Origin of the sequence: Dyadobacter soli (genome assembly GCF_900101885.1) — a bacterium.
Classification (GTDB): Bacteria; Bacteroidota; Bacteroidia; order Cytophagales; family Spirosomataceae; genus Dyadobacter; species Dyadobacter soli.
This window is the reverse complement of sequence record NZ_FNAN01000012.1, coordinates 282,117-297,824: the sequence shown is the minus strand read 5'-3', so window position 1 is coordinate 297,824 and position 15,708 is coordinate 282,117. Positions and strand designations below refer to the sequence as shown.

The 15,708-nt window shown below is 51.0% G+C and carries 15 protein-coding genes; 9 read left to right on the top strand and 6 right to left on the bottom strand.

From position 1 onward, the window contains the following. Positions 1-123 precede the first annotated feature (123 nt). The 3 genes from BLQ88_RS21370 to BLQ88_RS21360 all read left to right on the top strand — a co-directional run bounded on the left by BLQ88_RS21370 (position 124) and on the right by BLQ88_RS21360 (position 2,402). Positions 124-360 (top strand): hypothetical protein, encoded by a 237-nt coding sequence (locus BLQ88_RS21370; protein ID WP_090154329.1) that lies wholly within the window; start codon positions 124-126, stop codon positions 358-360. Between the two features lie 161 nt (positions 361-521). After that, positions 522-1,679 (top strand): sensor histidine kinase, encoded by a 1,158-nt coding sequence (locus BLQ88_RS21365; protein ID WP_090154252.1) that lies wholly within the window; start codon positions 522-524, stop codon positions 1,677-1,679. Between the two features lie 3 nt (positions 1,680-1,682). Beyond that, positions 1,683-2,402, top strand: a complete 720-nt coding sequence (locus BLQ88_RS21360) for a LytR/AlgR family response regulator transcription factor (RefSeq protein ID WP_090154250.1) — start codon at positions 1,683-1,685, stop codon at positions 2,400-2,402. Position 2,403: 1 nt separating this feature from the next. Here the strand turns inward: BLQ88_RS21360 and BLQ88_RS21355 are convergent, their stop codons facing one another. After that, a complete protein-coding gene (locus BLQ88_RS21355) occupies positions 2,404-3,492 on the bottom strand; it encodes a hypothetical protein (protein WP_090154248.1) in 1,089 nt (362 codons plus the stop codon). 16 nt (positions 3,493-3,508) lie between these two features. After that, positions 3,509-4,618, bottom strand: a complete 1,110-nt coding sequence (locus BLQ88_RS21350; protein ID WP_090154247.1) for a hypothetical protein — start codon at positions 4,616-4,618, stop codon at positions 3,509-3,511. 315 nt (positions 4,619-4,933) lie between these two features. On the opposite strand from BLQ88_RS21350, the gene BLQ88_RS21345 reads away from it, so the two are divergent. Beyond that, positions 4,934-6,241 (top strand): chloride channel protein, encoded by a 1,308-nt coding sequence (locus BLQ88_RS21345; protein WP_090154245.1) that lies wholly within the window; start codon positions 4,934-4,936, stop codon positions 6,239-6,241. Here BLQ88_RS21345 and BLQ88_RS21340 read toward each other — a convergent pair. Both BLQ88_RS21340 and BLQ88_RS21335 read right to left on the bottom strand, forming a co-directional pair. Then, positions 6,216-7,022, bottom strand: a complete 807-nt coding sequence (locus BLQ88_RS21340; RefSeq protein WP_090154243.1) for a 5'-methylthioadenosine/adenosylhomocysteine nucleosidase — start codon at positions 7,020-7,022, stop codon at positions 6,216-6,218. The two genes, BLQ88_RS21345 and BLQ88_RS21340, sit on opposite strands and share 26 nt — an antisense overlap. 7 nt (positions 7,023-7,029) lie before the next feature. Continuing rightward, on the bottom strand, positions 7,030-8,322 hold the full coding sequence (locus BLQ88_RS21335; RefSeq protein WP_090154241.1) for an NCS2 family permease: 1,293 nt from the start codon (positions 8,320-8,322) through the stop codon (positions 7,030-7,032). A 159-nt stretch (positions 8,323-8,481) separates the two neighbouring features. Here BLQ88_RS21335 and BLQ88_RS21330 point away from each other — a divergent pair, with 159 nt between their 5' ends. Next, on the top strand, positions 8,482-11,244 hold the full coding sequence (locus tag BLQ88_RS21330) for a DUF6797 domain-containing protein (RefSeq protein WP_090154239.1): 2,763 nt from the start codon (positions 8,482-8,484) through the stop codon (positions 11,242-11,244). 9 nt (positions 11,245-11,253) lie between these two features. On the opposite strand, the gene BLQ88_RS21325 is transcribed toward BLQ88_RS21330, so the two are convergent. Beyond that, positions 11,254-13,422 carry a xanthine dehydrogenase family protein molybdopterin-binding subunit gene (locus BLQ88_RS21325; RefSeq protein WP_090154237.1) on the bottom strand — a complete coding sequence of 723 codons (2,169 nt, stop codon included), beginning with the start codon at positions 13,420-13,422 and terminating at the stop codon, positions 11,254-11,256. 8 nt (positions 13,423-13,430) lie between these two features. Beyond that, positions 13,431-13,892: a (2Fe-2S)-binding protein gene (locus BLQ88_RS21320; protein WP_090154235.1), complete on the bottom strand. Its 462-nt coding sequence runs from the start codon at positions 13,890-13,892 to the stop codon at positions 13,431-13,433. A gap of 333 nt (positions 13,893-14,225) precedes the next feature. Between BLQ88_RS21320 and BLQ88_RS21315 the strand changes: the two genes are divergently transcribed. From BLQ88_RS21315 to BLQ88_RS21300, 4 genes are all read left to right on the top strand, one after another. Continuing rightward, positions 14,226-14,666, top strand: coding sequence for a DUF6934 family protein (locus BLQ88_RS21315; protein ID WP_090154233.1), 441 nt, complete (start codon positions 14,226-14,228; stop codon positions 14,664-14,666). Between the two features lie 23 nt (positions 14,667-14,689). Further along, positions 14,690-14,902: a hypothetical protein gene (locus tag BLQ88_RS21310; RefSeq protein WP_090154232.1), complete on the top strand. Its 213-nt coding sequence runs from the start codon at positions 14,690-14,692 to the stop codon at positions 14,900-14,902. An 86-nt stretch (positions 14,903-14,988) separates the two neighbouring features. Then, positions 14,989-15,441 (top strand): DUF6934 family protein, encoded by a 453-nt coding sequence (locus BLQ88_RS21305; RefSeq protein WP_090154230.1) that lies wholly within the window; start codon positions 14,989-14,991, stop codon positions 15,439-15,441. Positions 15,442-15,464: 23 nt separating this feature from the next. After that, positions 15,465-15,656 carry a hypothetical protein gene (locus BLQ88_RS21300; RefSeq protein WP_090154228.1) on the top strand — a complete coding sequence of 64 codons (192 nt, stop codon included), beginning with the start codon at positions 15,465-15,467 and terminating at the stop codon, positions 15,654-15,656. Positions 15,657-15,708 lie beyond the last annotated feature (52 nt).

The window sequence follows — 15,708 nt, the reverse complement described above, 5'->3', positions numbered from 1 at the left end:
CACATTGGCATGCATTTTTTGAGAATTTTTATAATTATTTTTCTAAATTGGCAAAAGAGAAATTCAATGCACTTTTTGGTGCGGAAAACTAAGATTCTGAAATTCAAAGCAAAACATAAAATCATGGGAAAAGGAAAGGATCTTTTCGGACACTACAATGATCTCGCCAAGGAAAAAGGCCCCGGCAGCGAAGAAAGTAAATATGCCGGCATTCTTTTCCAGTCGCTTCTGATGCTTGGCGAGCGCCGTACTTTCGAGCTGCTCGAAGAGGCAGATGAGAAGGGCAAGAAGCTCAAATTGGAATACAATGGCAGTGTAAATGCCCGCACAGCTTGCCCGTGCGGTGTTACATTGACCTGATGTTAAAACAAATACCAGCAAGCCCCGGCCGATGACCGAATCCGCCGGGGCTTGCTGGTATAATGTCCTCGGCAGTTTATCAATTATTTCCGACGTTTCGTCCAGCCGACTCCTGGTCTGCGCTTATTCCCGTAACTTGGGGTAGCATAGCCTTGTACCACATGACCGCCCAGCCTCATTCCGATCCGGATTTTGCCTCTCCGCATGCCCGTGCGCATTGGTTTTTCAGGTACAAGCTCTATCACATCCCTTTCTGGATCGTTTACCATTATATATGGTGGGTGGTAGCGCTCGGCAACCCGGTGAAGGTGGTGGAAGCGTTATTCACGACTTCCGTTATCAAATTCCTGTTTTACGTGCTTTGGCAGGCATTGGCGGTATATTTCAACCTGTATTTCCTCGTCCCGCGTTACCTCGAAAAGGGAAAATACTTCGAATTTCTTACGCTTTTGGCGCTCACCATCCTGGCTACCGCCGCGCTAATCGTTCCGGGCTATTACATGAGTGCCTGGGCGGCTGGAAAAACGCTGGAAGCATTTTTCGGAGCCGGTAACTATGGATTTTTCCATATGATGCTCGGCGGGCCGCTGTCTTCCACTGTGGCGGCAATGACGTTCGCGATGAGCATTAAACTGGCCAAAAACTGGCTCCAAACGCAACGGAGGCAACAAATGCTTGAAAAGGAGAAACTAGAAACCGAGCTGAATTTCCTGAAATACCAGTTTAACCCGCATTTCCTTTTTAATAGTATCAACTCGATTTTTTTCCTGATCCATAAAAATCCGGATAGGGCGTCGGCGTCGCTGGCGAAGTTTTCGGAACTGCTCCGGCACCAGTTGTATGAATGCAACGACCATCAGATTCCGCTAAGCAAGGAGATTGCCTATTTGGAAAATTTCATCGAGCTGGAAAAACTGCGTCAGAACGACAATCTGGACGTCGTTTTCGAAGTTCAGAGCCATTTCCAGAAACAGCCGGGCATTGCACCGTTCATTCTCATGACTTTCATGGAAAATTCGTTCAAACACGTTTCGAGGCACCATACTGCGCCAAACTGGATCCGCGGCGACCTGCGCCTCGATAATATGCACCTGGTATTCAACCTCAGCAACAGTGTTTCGGGAGAGCAAAATGCGGAGGTGGTCAACTACGGCGGGATCGGGCTGAAAAACGTCCGGCGACGGCTGGATTTGATCTACCCCGGAAAATATCAGCTCGATATCCGGCGCGATACCAGCCAATTTGTGATCCATTTTGAAGTAGATCTCGAAATGCTGGAAATGGCCGAAATGCCTCAAATGTCTTTAAATCAGATCTGATAGATGATCAACTGCGTGATAATCGACGATGAGCCGCTGGCGCGGGAAGGGCTGGCGGATTATGTGAAGGAAGTGGATTTCCTGAAACTGACGGGCGTTTGTGAAAACCCGGTAGAGCTCTTGAGCCTTATGGACAGGGAACCGGTGGACCTGATCTTTCTCGACATTCAAATGCCGAAAATGAGCGGGATCGACTTCCTGAAAGTCGTCCAAAACCCGCCGATGGCTATTATTACCACGGCCTACCCCAGTTACGCGCTGGAAGGTTTTCAGCTCAATGTGATGGATTACCTGCTCAAACCAATCACGTTCGAACGTTTTTTCAAATCGGCAGGCAAGGCCAGGGATTATCACAAACTGCTCACCAAATCGGCAACGTCGAAGACAGAAGAAGACTATTTTTTTATCAAATGCGGCAGCAAATACGAGAAGATTTTCTTCGACGACATTCTGTACATCGAAGGCCTGCAAAACTACGTCACAATCCACACGCGCAAGGGCAAATATATCACGCTGCTTAATCTCAAACACCTCGAACAAAACCTCGACAGCCGGCATTTTATTCGCATCCACAAATCCTACATCGTTTCGATCGGCAAAATCGAAGGAATTGATGGTAATGAAATCTTTATGCAAACCCACCGCATTCCTATCAGCCGCAACTACCGCGAGCAGGTCATCGAGCAGGTTGTAAACCGCAGGCTAATGGATAAGAACCGGTAGGTCAGTCGACGGTAAACGGTAGTTCAATGATCTCCGTGGTGACAGGTTTCGATTTTTGGGTAATGTCCCTGTCAAATGGGCGAATGAGGTTGTTGCCAGCCAGGTCTTCGAGCCGCGTTTCAATCAGTAGTTTGTAATTGCCCGATTTCCAGGCTGCATTTGGAATAAAACGGCATTGCATTTCAGCCTTGTCCACTTGCCATTGGCCTGCAACCTTCGCGCCGTTGCTATCGTGAACCGTAAATACTTCCTGTAAAAGACTGTGATCCAGTGGTTCCTTAAAGCCAATTTTCAATGCGTTTTTCGTCGTGGCCGAAGGTGATTCCAATTTCCATTGCGATGGCTGAGGTGACAGCGAATCTTTTCCAACGGTAATAAATGCCTTTTGAAAGGACTTCGCCAGTTTTCTTCCCCGCACATCCGTCCAGGCCTGCGATACAATCAACTGATAATGCGAGCCGCCTTGCATAGGGGCACCCAGCCGCTTGTTGGGTTGCAAATCGCGCTTGATACGCCCCGGATCGAGCCATAGGGTTAGAACCGTACGCTCAGGATTCCAAAGCTCCGGTTGCAGGTCCAGGAATGCTCCGTCGATGGTATCGCGCCTGTTTTTGACCAGTTTTACATATTTGCCCGACATTCTCTCCCGCATGGGCTGATCGAAATGCAGGTAGATTTTCAGCAGGTTCTCAGGCAGCGTATCGGCCGAAGGATAAATGGCTGTGACACTTGGAGCATTACCAGCATTGTTTTCAGGTATTTCAAAACCTCCTCCGCGCCTCCCGCGTATGCGTACATCGTAACGCATTCCGCGCGTGAACGGAATCATGGGTGTGAATAGCAGCCCGCTTTCTTTCTGCTCGAATGAGCCGAGAATGCCTACCGGATTTTCCTGTTCTGCTATGTTAATGGTTATCAATTCGGATACGGAATCTTGCGGAATGTCGGCTGTAAATGTGCCCGGAATCGCAACCGCGACGGCCTGCTCATTTTTCCACTGAATTGTAATGGTTTGATCAGCACTTTTCTGCCGGCAGGAGATAAGGCACACAAAAAAAGTCAGGCCGGAGATGTTCGCCAGCCTGACCATGGTTTTTAACCCAGTTTTACAAATACCTTTCACTCGAAGTCCAGAGGTCGAGGCTGCCGTTCGAGCGGCGTTGAACAATGATCATCCGCGAATCGTCGAGCTTGTCCATCTGGATCACATTCGTCACCGGCAGCGAAACGAAATCGACACCGGCCGTCGCGAAACTTTCCACCACAGGCGTGGTCAGTGCACCCTGATAGGCTTCGATGCTTTTGTATTTTACCTTGAAAACGGGACGCGACGAGTTGGCCATCATCAGGAACGACTCCCCGCCTTTGCTCACCGTCACCATATCGATCGGTGAATTGCCGCTGCCCATTTCGGCCACGGTACGGCCTTTTACATGCGTGCCGGGTTTCAGCTCATCCATCGGGAAAAGTACGAGCGGTGTGCAGGTGTAGCTGGCTACCAGGTACTTTTTACCTTTGATTTCCGCGATTGTAAATGTACGGATCGGCGCCAGGGTCTCATATTTGCCATGTGCCGCGTGATAAATTTCCAGCGTCGACTGGTCCTGTTTGTTGGCGAAAGGAAAAGAGATGCTGCGGAAAGTGGAATTGAATTCCTGGCCCGAAAGCCCGCTCACGAGCACTTTCCCATCGGCGAACCCGATATCGGAAATCGCCGCAACCCGCACAGAATTACCACGTTTGTCCTTCGCATCTTCGGCAGGCGCATTATTGAGCGCCAGGCTAGAAAACGGTACATTTTTGGTATTCACCGCTTCGATTTTATCGCCGGTGATTTTGAGCAGTACCGGTGTACCATCGGCGCTTTGTACTCCGCAGTAAATGTTTTTGGAAACCGGGTTCACAGCAATGTCCTGAATGCTGATATTCGCCGCATCGGTGCCCAGCAACGCGGCAATTTTCTGGTCAATGTTCTTGATTTCAGTTGGTTGCGCATTGGCATTGGCTGCCGCATCTTTGGTGTCGATGGCGAAAACCGTTGCGCTTTTGGAATCGCCCACGAGTAATACCCCATCCGGCCCGAAAGCCAGACCACTGATCGATCGGATCTCCGGCGTGCCCACAGCCATGCCATACTTTGCAGGCTTCACGCGCGAAGTGTTGGCCAGGAACACGAGCCCTGCAAGTGCAGCCAACAGGAAGTAAACTTTCTTCATAGTTTATGTGCGTTTAATGCGTTGACAATGAATAGCCAGCACGTCTTGCCCGGCGGATAATAAAGTAGCGGAAGTATCAAACCTACCGGTTGAAAAGGAGGCATTTACTGGTAAATTTTCATTAAATCCATACCATTCGGAAATAGCTTTGCAGGTGGATTTAATATTGAAATAGTAACCATCGAATATCTATTTTTAATAATCTATGAAATTGGATTAAATTAAGATGATAACCCTGGTTTACCTAAACAAAAAACCTTCAATACGCGTTATCTTTGAATGCAGGGGTGGAGTTTCCCTATTCAAGATACGATAATGGAATTTAATTCTTACAAGGTAAAAAAATCCCAGAGGGTGGTCGCGGTGCTGATCGCGGCGGCTGTAACCGGTGTCTTTTCGGCATTGGTGGCGGATACCCTTAAAGTCATCACCGAGCATTACGAAGAGGCTTTCCTGGAAAATTTGCGGCATAACCGCTACCTGATATTCATTATCCCGCTCATTGGCCTCACAACCATTCATATGCTGCGTTACTTCCTTTTCCGTAACAAAGCCAATAAGGGGATCAAGGAAGTACTTGACACGATTAACAAAAATGCCCACACATTACCGGCTTATAAAATCCCTTCGCACTATTTCAACGGCCTGCTGACGGTAATTTTCGGCGGTTCCACGGGTATAGAAGTATCAACAGTGGTATCGACGGCGGCTATCGGCGCATTGTCGAGCCGGAAGGTGAGCTACCTGCGCAAGTACCGCACGGACCTCGTATGCGCGGGTCTGGCTGCGGGTGTGACGGCGCTGTTCAATGCGCCGGTCGCTGGTTTCCTGTTTGCATTCGAAGTTTTTACGAGAAGAAAAAGCAAACTCCATACGGCCGCAGTGATTACGGCGGTATTGTCGTCCTACCTGATCACCCGTTTTTTCTTCTACAAACAAGTCTTTCATTTCAGTGTCACCAACTGGCGCACCGAGGCACTTCCCTACATGATCCTGCTGGGCGTGCTGGCGGGTCTCAACTCGGTTTACCTTACCAAATGCGTGTTGTTTTGCAAGAAATTTTTCGGCTCGCTGCAAAACGATTATACCCGCATTATCGGTGGTTCATTGCTGATTTCGACGATGATTTTCTTTGTGCCCAACCTTTATGGGGAAGGTTATGAGGGTATCAAACACGTGTTTCGGCATGCCGATGCGCCTACTTTGGCCGTCATATTGCCATTGCTGGGGGTGCTGTTGCTCAAACCGGTTGCAACCTCGGTAACGCTTGGTGCGGGTGGCGATGGCGGTGTTTTTGCGCCGAGCCTGTTCATTGGCGCGTTTCTGGGGCTGATCGTTTGTGTGGTACTGAACCATTACTTCGGGCTCGGCCTCATTCCGGTCAATTTCGTGCTCATAGGCATGGCGGCCGTGCTAAGCGGCAGCATTCACGCGCCGTTCACGTCCATTTTCCTTGTGTGCGCATTGGCCGACAACTACATTCTTTTCATACCGATCGTTATCGCGAGCCTGGTTTCTAAATGGGTTGCCGCTGCGATTTTTCCGTACTCGGTTTACACTTATCAGGCCAAACACGCGCACGTGGCTGCGCCCGCGGCTACCGTTCCTCAACCACGGCCATAACCAGCGTGGCGGCATTTCGCGCGGCGACGTCGTAAAACTGGTCCATATCCGCTTTGGCTTTGCCATCCGCCTTATCGCTCAGGCTCCGGATGATCAGGAAAGGCGTATTTTGCTGGTAGCAGGTCTGTGCGATGGCAGCGCCTTCCATTTCGGTAGCGGCGGCATTCAGGTCTTTCAATAATCGCTGAGTGACTTTTTCGGATGAAACAAACTGATCGCCGGTGACGATAATGCCTGTCTTCACTGCCGGAACAAAGCTGCCATTGTCCCGTTCTACCTTTGCCAGTTTCAGGTTTTTGGAAGCCAGAAGCGCCTTGTTGATCAATGCGGAATCGCAGTGGAATTTCAGCGGGTTTTCTTTTTGCGTGAATGGGTTTTTCGTGGCCCAGTAATGCATTCCTGCATCGTCGATCTGCCCGAAATCGTGGTAGGCGATCTGCGTCCCGATCACCAGGTCGCCTGGCGCGAGCGCAGGGTCCACGCCGCCTGCTATGCCTGAAAACACAATTTCCCGCGGTTTGAAATGCTGGATCATCAGCACGGTGGTAATGGCCGCATTGACCTTCCCGACGCCCGTCTCCGCGAGTACCACGCGCCTGCCGCGCAATTCGCCCTTGATGAAGCGGATTTGGCTGATAATGGTGTCTTTTTTCTGTGTCATCTCACTTTCGAGCAATACCAGTTCCGGCGGAAACGCGCCGAGAATACCGGTAATGCTTTGAGATCTGACAGAAAGAACGACGAGTAGAAAGAGGATTGTGAGTAATGAATTTTTCTTCATGTTGAGTTTAAAAAATCAGCGCCAGGATGGCGAAGATGTCGATAATTATGAGGGCTATACTAATGTCCCTGGCACGCCCCGTGAGCAATTTCAGGGCCGTCCAGCTCAGAAATCCCCAGATAATGCCTTGGGTAATGGAATAGGTAAAAGGGATCAGGACCATTGCCAGGAAAGCCGGAAATGCCTCCGAAAGGTCGTTCCAGTTGATGCGGATCACGGGTTTCATCATAAAAACCCCCACCAATACCAAAGCGGGCGCGGTGGCAATGGACGGCACCGCGCTTAGCAGTGGCGAAAGAAAGAGGAACGGCAGAAACAAAATGGCGCCTGTAACAGCCGTAAGCCCGGTTTTGCCACCTTGCTCGATCCCAACCGCAGATTCAATGTAAGCCGTGCCCGGGCTGCTGCCGGTAAGCCCGGCGATAGTCGTGGAAATGGCGTCCACCATCAGCGAACGGCGGATATTGCGCGGCTCGCCGTGCTCGTCGAGCAGGTTGGAAGCTTCGGCCAGCCCGACGAACGTGGAAAGACTGTCGAACATATCCGTGAATACGAATGCAAGAATGATCGGCGCGAGGCTCCATTTCAGCGAATTGACGAAATCGAGCTGGAAAAGCAGGCTGAAATCCGGCTTTGAAACGATGTTATCAATGGTAATAATGGCTTCCGTGCCGCCCCACCAGCGTCCGATCGGCCAGGCAAGCAGGCTGGTGGCGACGATGCCGATCAGAATGCTGCCTTTGACATTACGGATCAATAGGATAACGGTCACCAGCAGTCCGGCAATGAATGTGAGCGTGGGCGCATTGAGGTTGCCCAGGCTGATCATCGTCGCCGCATTGGGCACGATGAATTTGGCATTCGCGAAACCGATAAGCGTGATAAACAGCCCGATTCCCGCTGCGATACCGAACCGCAACGGTTTTGGAATAGCCTTCACAATGTAGGACCGGATATTGAATGCGGATAAAATCAGGAAGAATACGCCGGACCAGAAGACTGTGCCTAGCGCCACTTGCCACGACAGGCCGTCGGTGAGTACTGCGGTGTAGGTAAAAAATGCATTGAGTCCCATTCCCGGCGCTACGAGGATCGGGTTGTTGGCGTAAAGACCCATCATTAAACTGCTGAAAAACGACACCAGGATTGTTGCCGTGAGCACCGCCGGGAATGGCATGCCCGTTTGGCTGAGGATCGCCGGGTTGACGACGATGATGTACGCCGTTGCCAGGAATGAAGAAATCCCGGCCAGGATTTCGGTGGAGATCTGCTCTTTGCGAAGCCCGGAAAATAAGGTCATATCGTTCAGGTTTATTTCAAATATATTGATTTAATATTCAATGGGAAGGCTTTTTCACGGGCTGTAAGGGATAATAGGTCGAAAATTGGTCATTACTAATCCAGTAGGTTGCTATTTTGCATAGCTTTAAAAATTGATCTTTTATCACCTGAACCATACATGCTTAACATTTCAAAGTACCAGGGCAAACGGTGGGGCGTTGCCTTGCTGAGTGGCATTACGCTGGCGTCCGTTCTGATGACGGGCTATACCCACACCCGCAATACCGCTTCCGACCGCCCCGATTCCCTGCAATTGGCTTCGTTTGTAGAGCCCGGTTTTCCTTACATTTCCACGTCAGTAGATGCCCGCAAGCTGGGCGGCGGTTTTCCGGAAGATAACCAGGCCGCGCGCACGCTCGCATTACAGCTGGGCGACAGCGCCTATGCGTGCTTCGATACCGATCTGCTGCGGTGGTCGGTAGCGTGGACGGGTAAATTCCTGCCGATGGTGCTGATGGCGCAGGTTTCGTACAAGGATTTTTTTAATAAAAACAACAAGATAGCGACCGTTCCCGGCACACCTGTACTCGCGACGGGCGCCTACGCGGGCTGGTCGACCGGTAAACCTGCCTACCGCACCGATCAGTCGCTTCCGCCGACCTGGAAACCGCTTCCAGCTGAAAAGGCGCGCTATAATGGTGTGTATGTGTACGGGAACCGATCCATTCTCGACTACTCCGTGGGTAAAGCACATATTCACGAGCTTCCCGGAAGTGCGCATTTCGACGGTGGCATCGCATTCACGCGGGCGATCCAGGCGGGAGATGTCTCCGATGAATTATTCCTGACAGCCGCTGAAATAGATAATGCTACCGGAAGCGAAATAAAGGGCCGCATTGCATACGTGTACCAGGGTGCAGGCAAAGATACTGTTACCGCGGTGGCAGTTTTGGGTAAGGGTAAACCAAACTGGCAGCCGGGTGTGGAAGAGGGCAAATACCTGACTGTGAAAGTACCCGCATCCGGAGAAGCGACTATCGCAATCTGGAAAGGGCTTTCGAAGGACAAAAAGGCATTTGAAAAATATGTTAAAACCAAACACATATCGCTGCCCGACTTCAAAAAGGGCGGCCCTGCATTGTGGAAGGAGGCGGTTGTAACGCAAGGGAAACTGGCGCCCGACACCGCCGCATTCGTGACCGACCAGCTTACATTGCCTTTGAATAATCCCTGGAAAAGAAATGTGCGTGTGGCTGATGTGGCTTTTTTTAAGGATGGGAGAGCGGCTGTGGTTACCTTTGAAGGCGATGTGTGGACGGTTGAGGGCATTGATAAAAACCTGCAAAACCTGAAATGGCGGCGCTTTGCCTCGGGACTTCACGAGCCGATGAGCATCGAGATATTGAAGGAGAATATTTATGTTTTTGACAGAAACGGCATTGTCCATTTTCACGACCTGAACAACGACGGCGTGGCCGATTACTACGAAAATTTTTCGAATGTAATGGGGCAATCCGCCGAGTCGCGCGAGTGGGCGGCTGACCTCGTTACCGCGCCGGACGGCAGTTTTTACGTGGCGAAAGGCGGTAGTTTGAGCAATGGGCCGGGTATGACCAAGGTTACCGGTAAAGGCTTCCGTGCAGGCTCCGACCAAAATGGCGCTATCCTCAAAATTTCCCTGGACGGCCGCAATGCAGAGGTAGTGGCGACCGGTTTACGCGGGCCTTATTTAGGCATACACCCCACCAAAGGCATTCTCACCGCCTCCGATCAGCAGGGCAACTTCGTGCCTTCCACCCCGATTTTTGTCATTCAAAAAGGCGATTATTTCGGTGTGGAACCCACCTTGCACCGGAAAGATAACCCGGTCGTGACACCGCCATTGACCTGGATACCTCACAGCGTCGACCGTTCGGCCATCAGCCAGGTTTGGGCCACGAGTTCCAAAATGGGGCCATTAAATGGTAACCTGATCCACTTTTCTTTCGGTCGGCCCGGATTATTCCGCGTGCTGATCGACAGTACCACGAGCATTGTGCAAGGCGGCGTTTCGGTGATTAACGCCAACTATCCCGCACCTACTTCGAAAGGAGCGATGAACCCGGTAGACGAGCAGTTGTACGTGGCCGGTTTTAACCTCTGGGGTTCCAGTTCGAACGGCATCAGCGCATTGCTGAGGCTCCGCTACACCGGCAAGCCCAGCTATTTGCCCAACCATTTCCGCGCAGGAAAGCAGGGCATCGTGCTGCGGTTCGACTCGCCGTTGGATAAAGCCGCGGCCAGCGATCCGAAGAACTTCGATGTGAGAAGATGGAATTACAAACGTACCGAAGAATATGGCTCCGGGCATTTTAAACTCGATGGCTCTACCGGGCAGGAGATTATGCACGTAGCGGCGTCCTACTTGTCGGCAGACCGTAAAAGTGTGTTGCTGCTCGTACCCGAAATGACCGAAGTGATGCAAATGGAGGTAAGCTATCATTTGCAAGCAGCCGACGGTAAAAAGGTGAACGACCAGTTCTGGTTCACCGTGAACCAGTCGACAGACGTGGATTTGAAAGGTTTTGAGGGTGTCGATCTCGCATTATTGACTGCCAAACGCCCCGAGACAACGGCAGTAGCCGTGGTGGAAACGGCAGCTTCGGCGGAAAAAGGCCGTGAGATATTCCAGAAAATGGCCTGTGCCGGCTGCCATTCCGAGGGTACCCGTACGAAAGGCATGTACGGCCCGCCGTTCCAGAACCTGTACAAATCGGAGCGGACATTTGACGACGGCACAAAGGTAATTGCCGACGAGGCTTACCTGCGCGAATCGATCCTGACGCCTTCGAAGCATATCGTGAAGGGTTACAATGAAGAAATGCCGTCGTTTGTGGGCGTGCTTTCGGATAACGATATCGAATCGGTGATTTTGTTTATCAAAACCCTTTCAGGGAAATAGCTGCCGTTACTAAACTTCATCCAGACTGAACGGAAGCCGGCGGATACGCCGGCCCGTGAGGTCGAAAATGGCATTGGCGAGGGCCGGGGCGAACGGAGGCAGCCCCGGCTCCCCCACGCCGCCGGGTTTCTCGTCGTTTTCCATAATGTGTATCTCAATGGGCGGAATGTCGGAAATGCGCGGCATAGGGTAGGTATCAAAATTTTGCTGAACGGCCTTTCCTTCTTCAAATGTTGTGGCGTGCGTGGTAGCAGCGCCTAATGCCATCACAATGCTCCCTTCGACCTGCGCCCGGATAATGTCCGGGTTTACGTACCATCCGCAGTCGATCAGCCCGATCACTTTTTCAATCATCACTTTCCCTTTGGCATTGCGCATCAATTTTACGGCGTGCCCGCAAATGCCCGTAAAGCATTCCGTGAATGCAACGCCCCAGCCGCTATTTTGGCCGCGGGAATGCCAGCTGGTCAGTTCTGCCATCCGGTCGATCAATGCCTGATACCGTCGGTCGGGTAAATGCGCGCGCCGGAATGCGAGCGGATCTTTACCGGCCAGGTGCGCCAGCTCGTCGATGAAGCTCTCGCACGCGAACCCGTTCGTGGACGCGGACACGGAGCGCCACCACATCACGGGTATGGGCGAGTGTATCCCCGCACCCCCGAAGCTGTAATGTGGGATGCCTTGCCGGTAAGGTGGCAGTAATCCCTCGAAATCGCCGTTGTTGTAGCCGGCGGCTTCCGGTGGTCCCGGCGGGATAGGAGACCATTCCTGCCCGATCCATTGCGTTGCGTTTTTGGCCTGGAATGCGTGGATGCGCCCTTCGGCATTCAGCCCGCCTTTCAATGTGAAAAATGCGCCGGGCCGGAATGGGCCGGCGGTCATATCGTCCTCTCGCGTCCATACTACCTGCACGGGAGCTTGTATTCCTTTGGAAATCAATGCGGCTTCATAAGGGTAATCGGGAAACGCTTTCCGGCCGAAACCGCCTCCAAGAAAGGTCATATGCACCACCACACGTTCGATAGGGATGTTGAACCGCTGGCTCAGGTCGGCCTGTATCCAGTTAGCCTCCTGAATCGGTCCCCATATTTCAATGCTGTCGCCACGGAAGTCGGCAATGCAATTGAGCGGCTCCATGCAGCTGTGGGATTGGTATGGTGTCTCGTAAACCGCTTCCAGCTTTTGCGCGCAATGTTCGTATTCGTTCTCGAATTTGGGTTGATTTCCAATTATTTGAAGATGTTCCCGCATCTGCTTTTCGAGCGATGCAGTGCTCGGCGCTTCAAAATCCGGATCATTCCAAAACACTTTCAGCACCTTACGGCCTTGCATAGCCGCCCAAAGCGAATCGGCGACGACAGCCACGCCTTCGCAGTATTGGGAAAATACAAGCCTTTTTACCTTCAGAACATGCGAAACGCCCGGTACTTTTCGTGTTTCGGAATCGTCGAAGCTTTTGACCGTGTCGCGGAAACGCTTACTCCGCTCGATAACCGCATATTTCATTCCGGGCAGCTTTTTATCCAGTCCGAAAATAGCGGAGCCGTTGGTTTTCAGCGGGATATCTTTGCGCGGCGCGGCTTTACCGATGATTTTGTATTCGACGCGCTTTTTCAGGGTGATTTCGGTGGGCGGTTGAAGTTTGGCAGCCTTTTGCACCAATGCGCCATAGGTCAGTTTCTTTTGGCTAACCTTATTGATCACCGCACCATTCTCGGCATAGCATTCACTTCGCTGAACGTTCCATTCTGTGGCCGCTGCGGCGATCAGCATCTCGCGGGCGCACGCGCCTGTACGCAGGAGTCGCGGTGCCCATCCGCGTACGGAAAAGCTGCCTTCCTGCGGTTGAGGGCCATATTTTTCAGGATTAGCTGGTGCAAATGCGATATGGACGTCTTCCAGCGCCACTTCCAGCTCCTCGGCTAGCATTTGCGGAAGCGCCTGAAAAGTACCCTGGCCCATTTCGGATCGGCTGCACAGCAGCGTCACCTGGCCTGCATTGTCTATCGAAATCCATGACAAGAGCTCAGTACCCGGCGCGATTCCGTTCGTCACCGGATTTACAATCTCCGGCAGCGCCCGCCCACTCGCAGGCAGGTAAGCAGCCAACGTCAGTACCGCACCCGACAAGGTAGCCTGACGGAGAAAATGGCGACGGGAAATGTCTTGTGGCTTCATAGCGATGATTAATGCGAATAACCGACGGCTGTTTTGATGGCCTTGCGAATGCGGGGATACGTCCCGCAACGGCAGATGTTGCCGTTCATCGCGGCATTAATGGCCTCATTGTCAGGATTCGCATTCCCGGCCAGCAATGCCACCGCCGACATGATCTGTCCGCTCTGGCAATAACCGCATTGCGGCACCTGCTCGGCAATCCACGCGCGTTGCACCGGATGCGAATTATCCTCCGAAATCCCTTCGATCGTGATTACCGGTTGCTCACCCACTGCTGACACCGGAAAAGAGCAAGACCGCACCGGCGCCCCGCTCAGATGCACCGTACAAGCGCCGCACTGGGCGATTCCGCACCCGTATTTGGTACCTGTCAGGCCAATCAGGTCACGGATCACCCAAAGCAACGGCATTTGTTCGTCGGCTTCGACAGTATAGGATTTACCGTTAACGGAAAGCTGGTAAGCAGGCATAGTCGGTGAGGTTGGAAGTTTTGGAATATCTCGAAATTAACCCGCCTGTCGACCAGGCACAAATTGGATTGACGAGGTGCTGGTAATGCGGGATGAAATGCGGGTTTTGCGCTTGATAATCCGTTTCTGCCGATGGGGTATTAGATGAGGGAAGGGGAATTTGTTGTCATAAATTGGGGACACTTACTAAGCTTCCGTTAAAATTTGGGCGAATGGATTAACGGGAGAACATAAGAAAGTCGCTTGATAATTAGTATTGGCCGCATGGACATTAGATTAGGGGATCGTCTTTCGGTTATTACAAATTGAGAGGAAATCAAAGAATCTTCTCAGATGAATACACCCTGGTACGATTACCTTCCGGATAGTTCGGGCAGAATGTTCTACTTTTCCAGTTCCGGGGATAAGAAGATCGATAAAGTGCTATTTTTTAATTATTTGCATGACCCGGAAGTGTTTGAAATCGTGCTGGGGAATTTGCGGACTGACGGCAGTGTCGATGTAGACGGGACCGGAGATCAGCGTGATGCCGCCGCGGTGCTATCCACAGTGGCGAAATGCATTGCTTTCTTTCTATCGGATCATCCTGACGCCGAGATTTTTATTGAAGGAAGCACACCTGCGCGGACGCGTTTGTATCAAATGGCGATTGTCCGGGAATTGAAAGATTTGGGTCAGTACTTTGATATCTACGGGTTTACAGGTAACTGTCAAGAGATCTTTCAATCCGGCAGGAACTATCGGTCTTTCATTATCTCGTTGAAAAACAATTAATTGAAAATATCAACCGGTTGCATATGGAACTAAATATTAACACGACTACCAATTCCGGAAGAATAGAACTCACAGCTGATCAGAGAGAAAAGCTGTTTTCCGCCATGCAAAAGCTAGCTGAGGAAAAGAGGGCTCTCATTCTCGCGAATCATTCACCCGAATACTGGGAAAACTACCGGAATGCTTTTCAGCGACGTCGCCTGGGCGTGGTGTCGCCAACCGAAAATCGCTCTTGATAATCATCCGCTACCGGTTGGACATCGGATTGTGTTGTAATAATTACAAGGATACAAATTGAGAAGAAACCTAAATTCTTCTCACAATGAATGCAGCATTTTACGGAACAGATTGGTACGGCGAGCGTCTGACGTTTTGGTTTAAGAGTATGGGTAGAGCATCTATTGTGAAAGCGATAATGTTCAGGCCAACTAGTGAACCTGATATCTATGAAATAGCACTGGGAGATTTGACTTCGGATGGCTTGATTGATCTGGAAGTGAGAAGCGATAATGGTGATATGGAGGAAGTGTTGTCCACTGTTGCCAAGGCGTTGTTATTCTTCCTAAGTGATCATTTGGGGGCACAAGTGGTAATTGAGGCGAGCAGCGATTCCCGGTCACGTCTTTATCAGATGGCGATAAAAAGAGAACTGGAAAATCTTGGCGATTGCCTTGCGGTGCATGGATTTGAGGGTGAAAATCCGGAAGTTTTGCAGCGCGGCAAAAACTATAAGAGGTTTGTCGTTTCATTGAGAAAAGATGGGTTAGAATTTTAATCAACACGCTTAATTGAAATCTAATGGAAACAAAAATTAAAAACGAAAAGAGGAGTGTGTCGGACTGGTTTACCTCAGAAAAGTTGGAAGAATTTCGTCCGACTATTGAAGCAGCTGCGCAAGAGAAGGTAGATCGGTTGGTCGCTGCCTGGACGCCGGAATTCAGGGCAGCATTGCGAAAACTAAGGGAGGGAAGGATCGAAAATCGCTCTTGATAATCATCCGCTACCGCTTGGACATTGGATTGTGTTGTAATAATTACAAGGA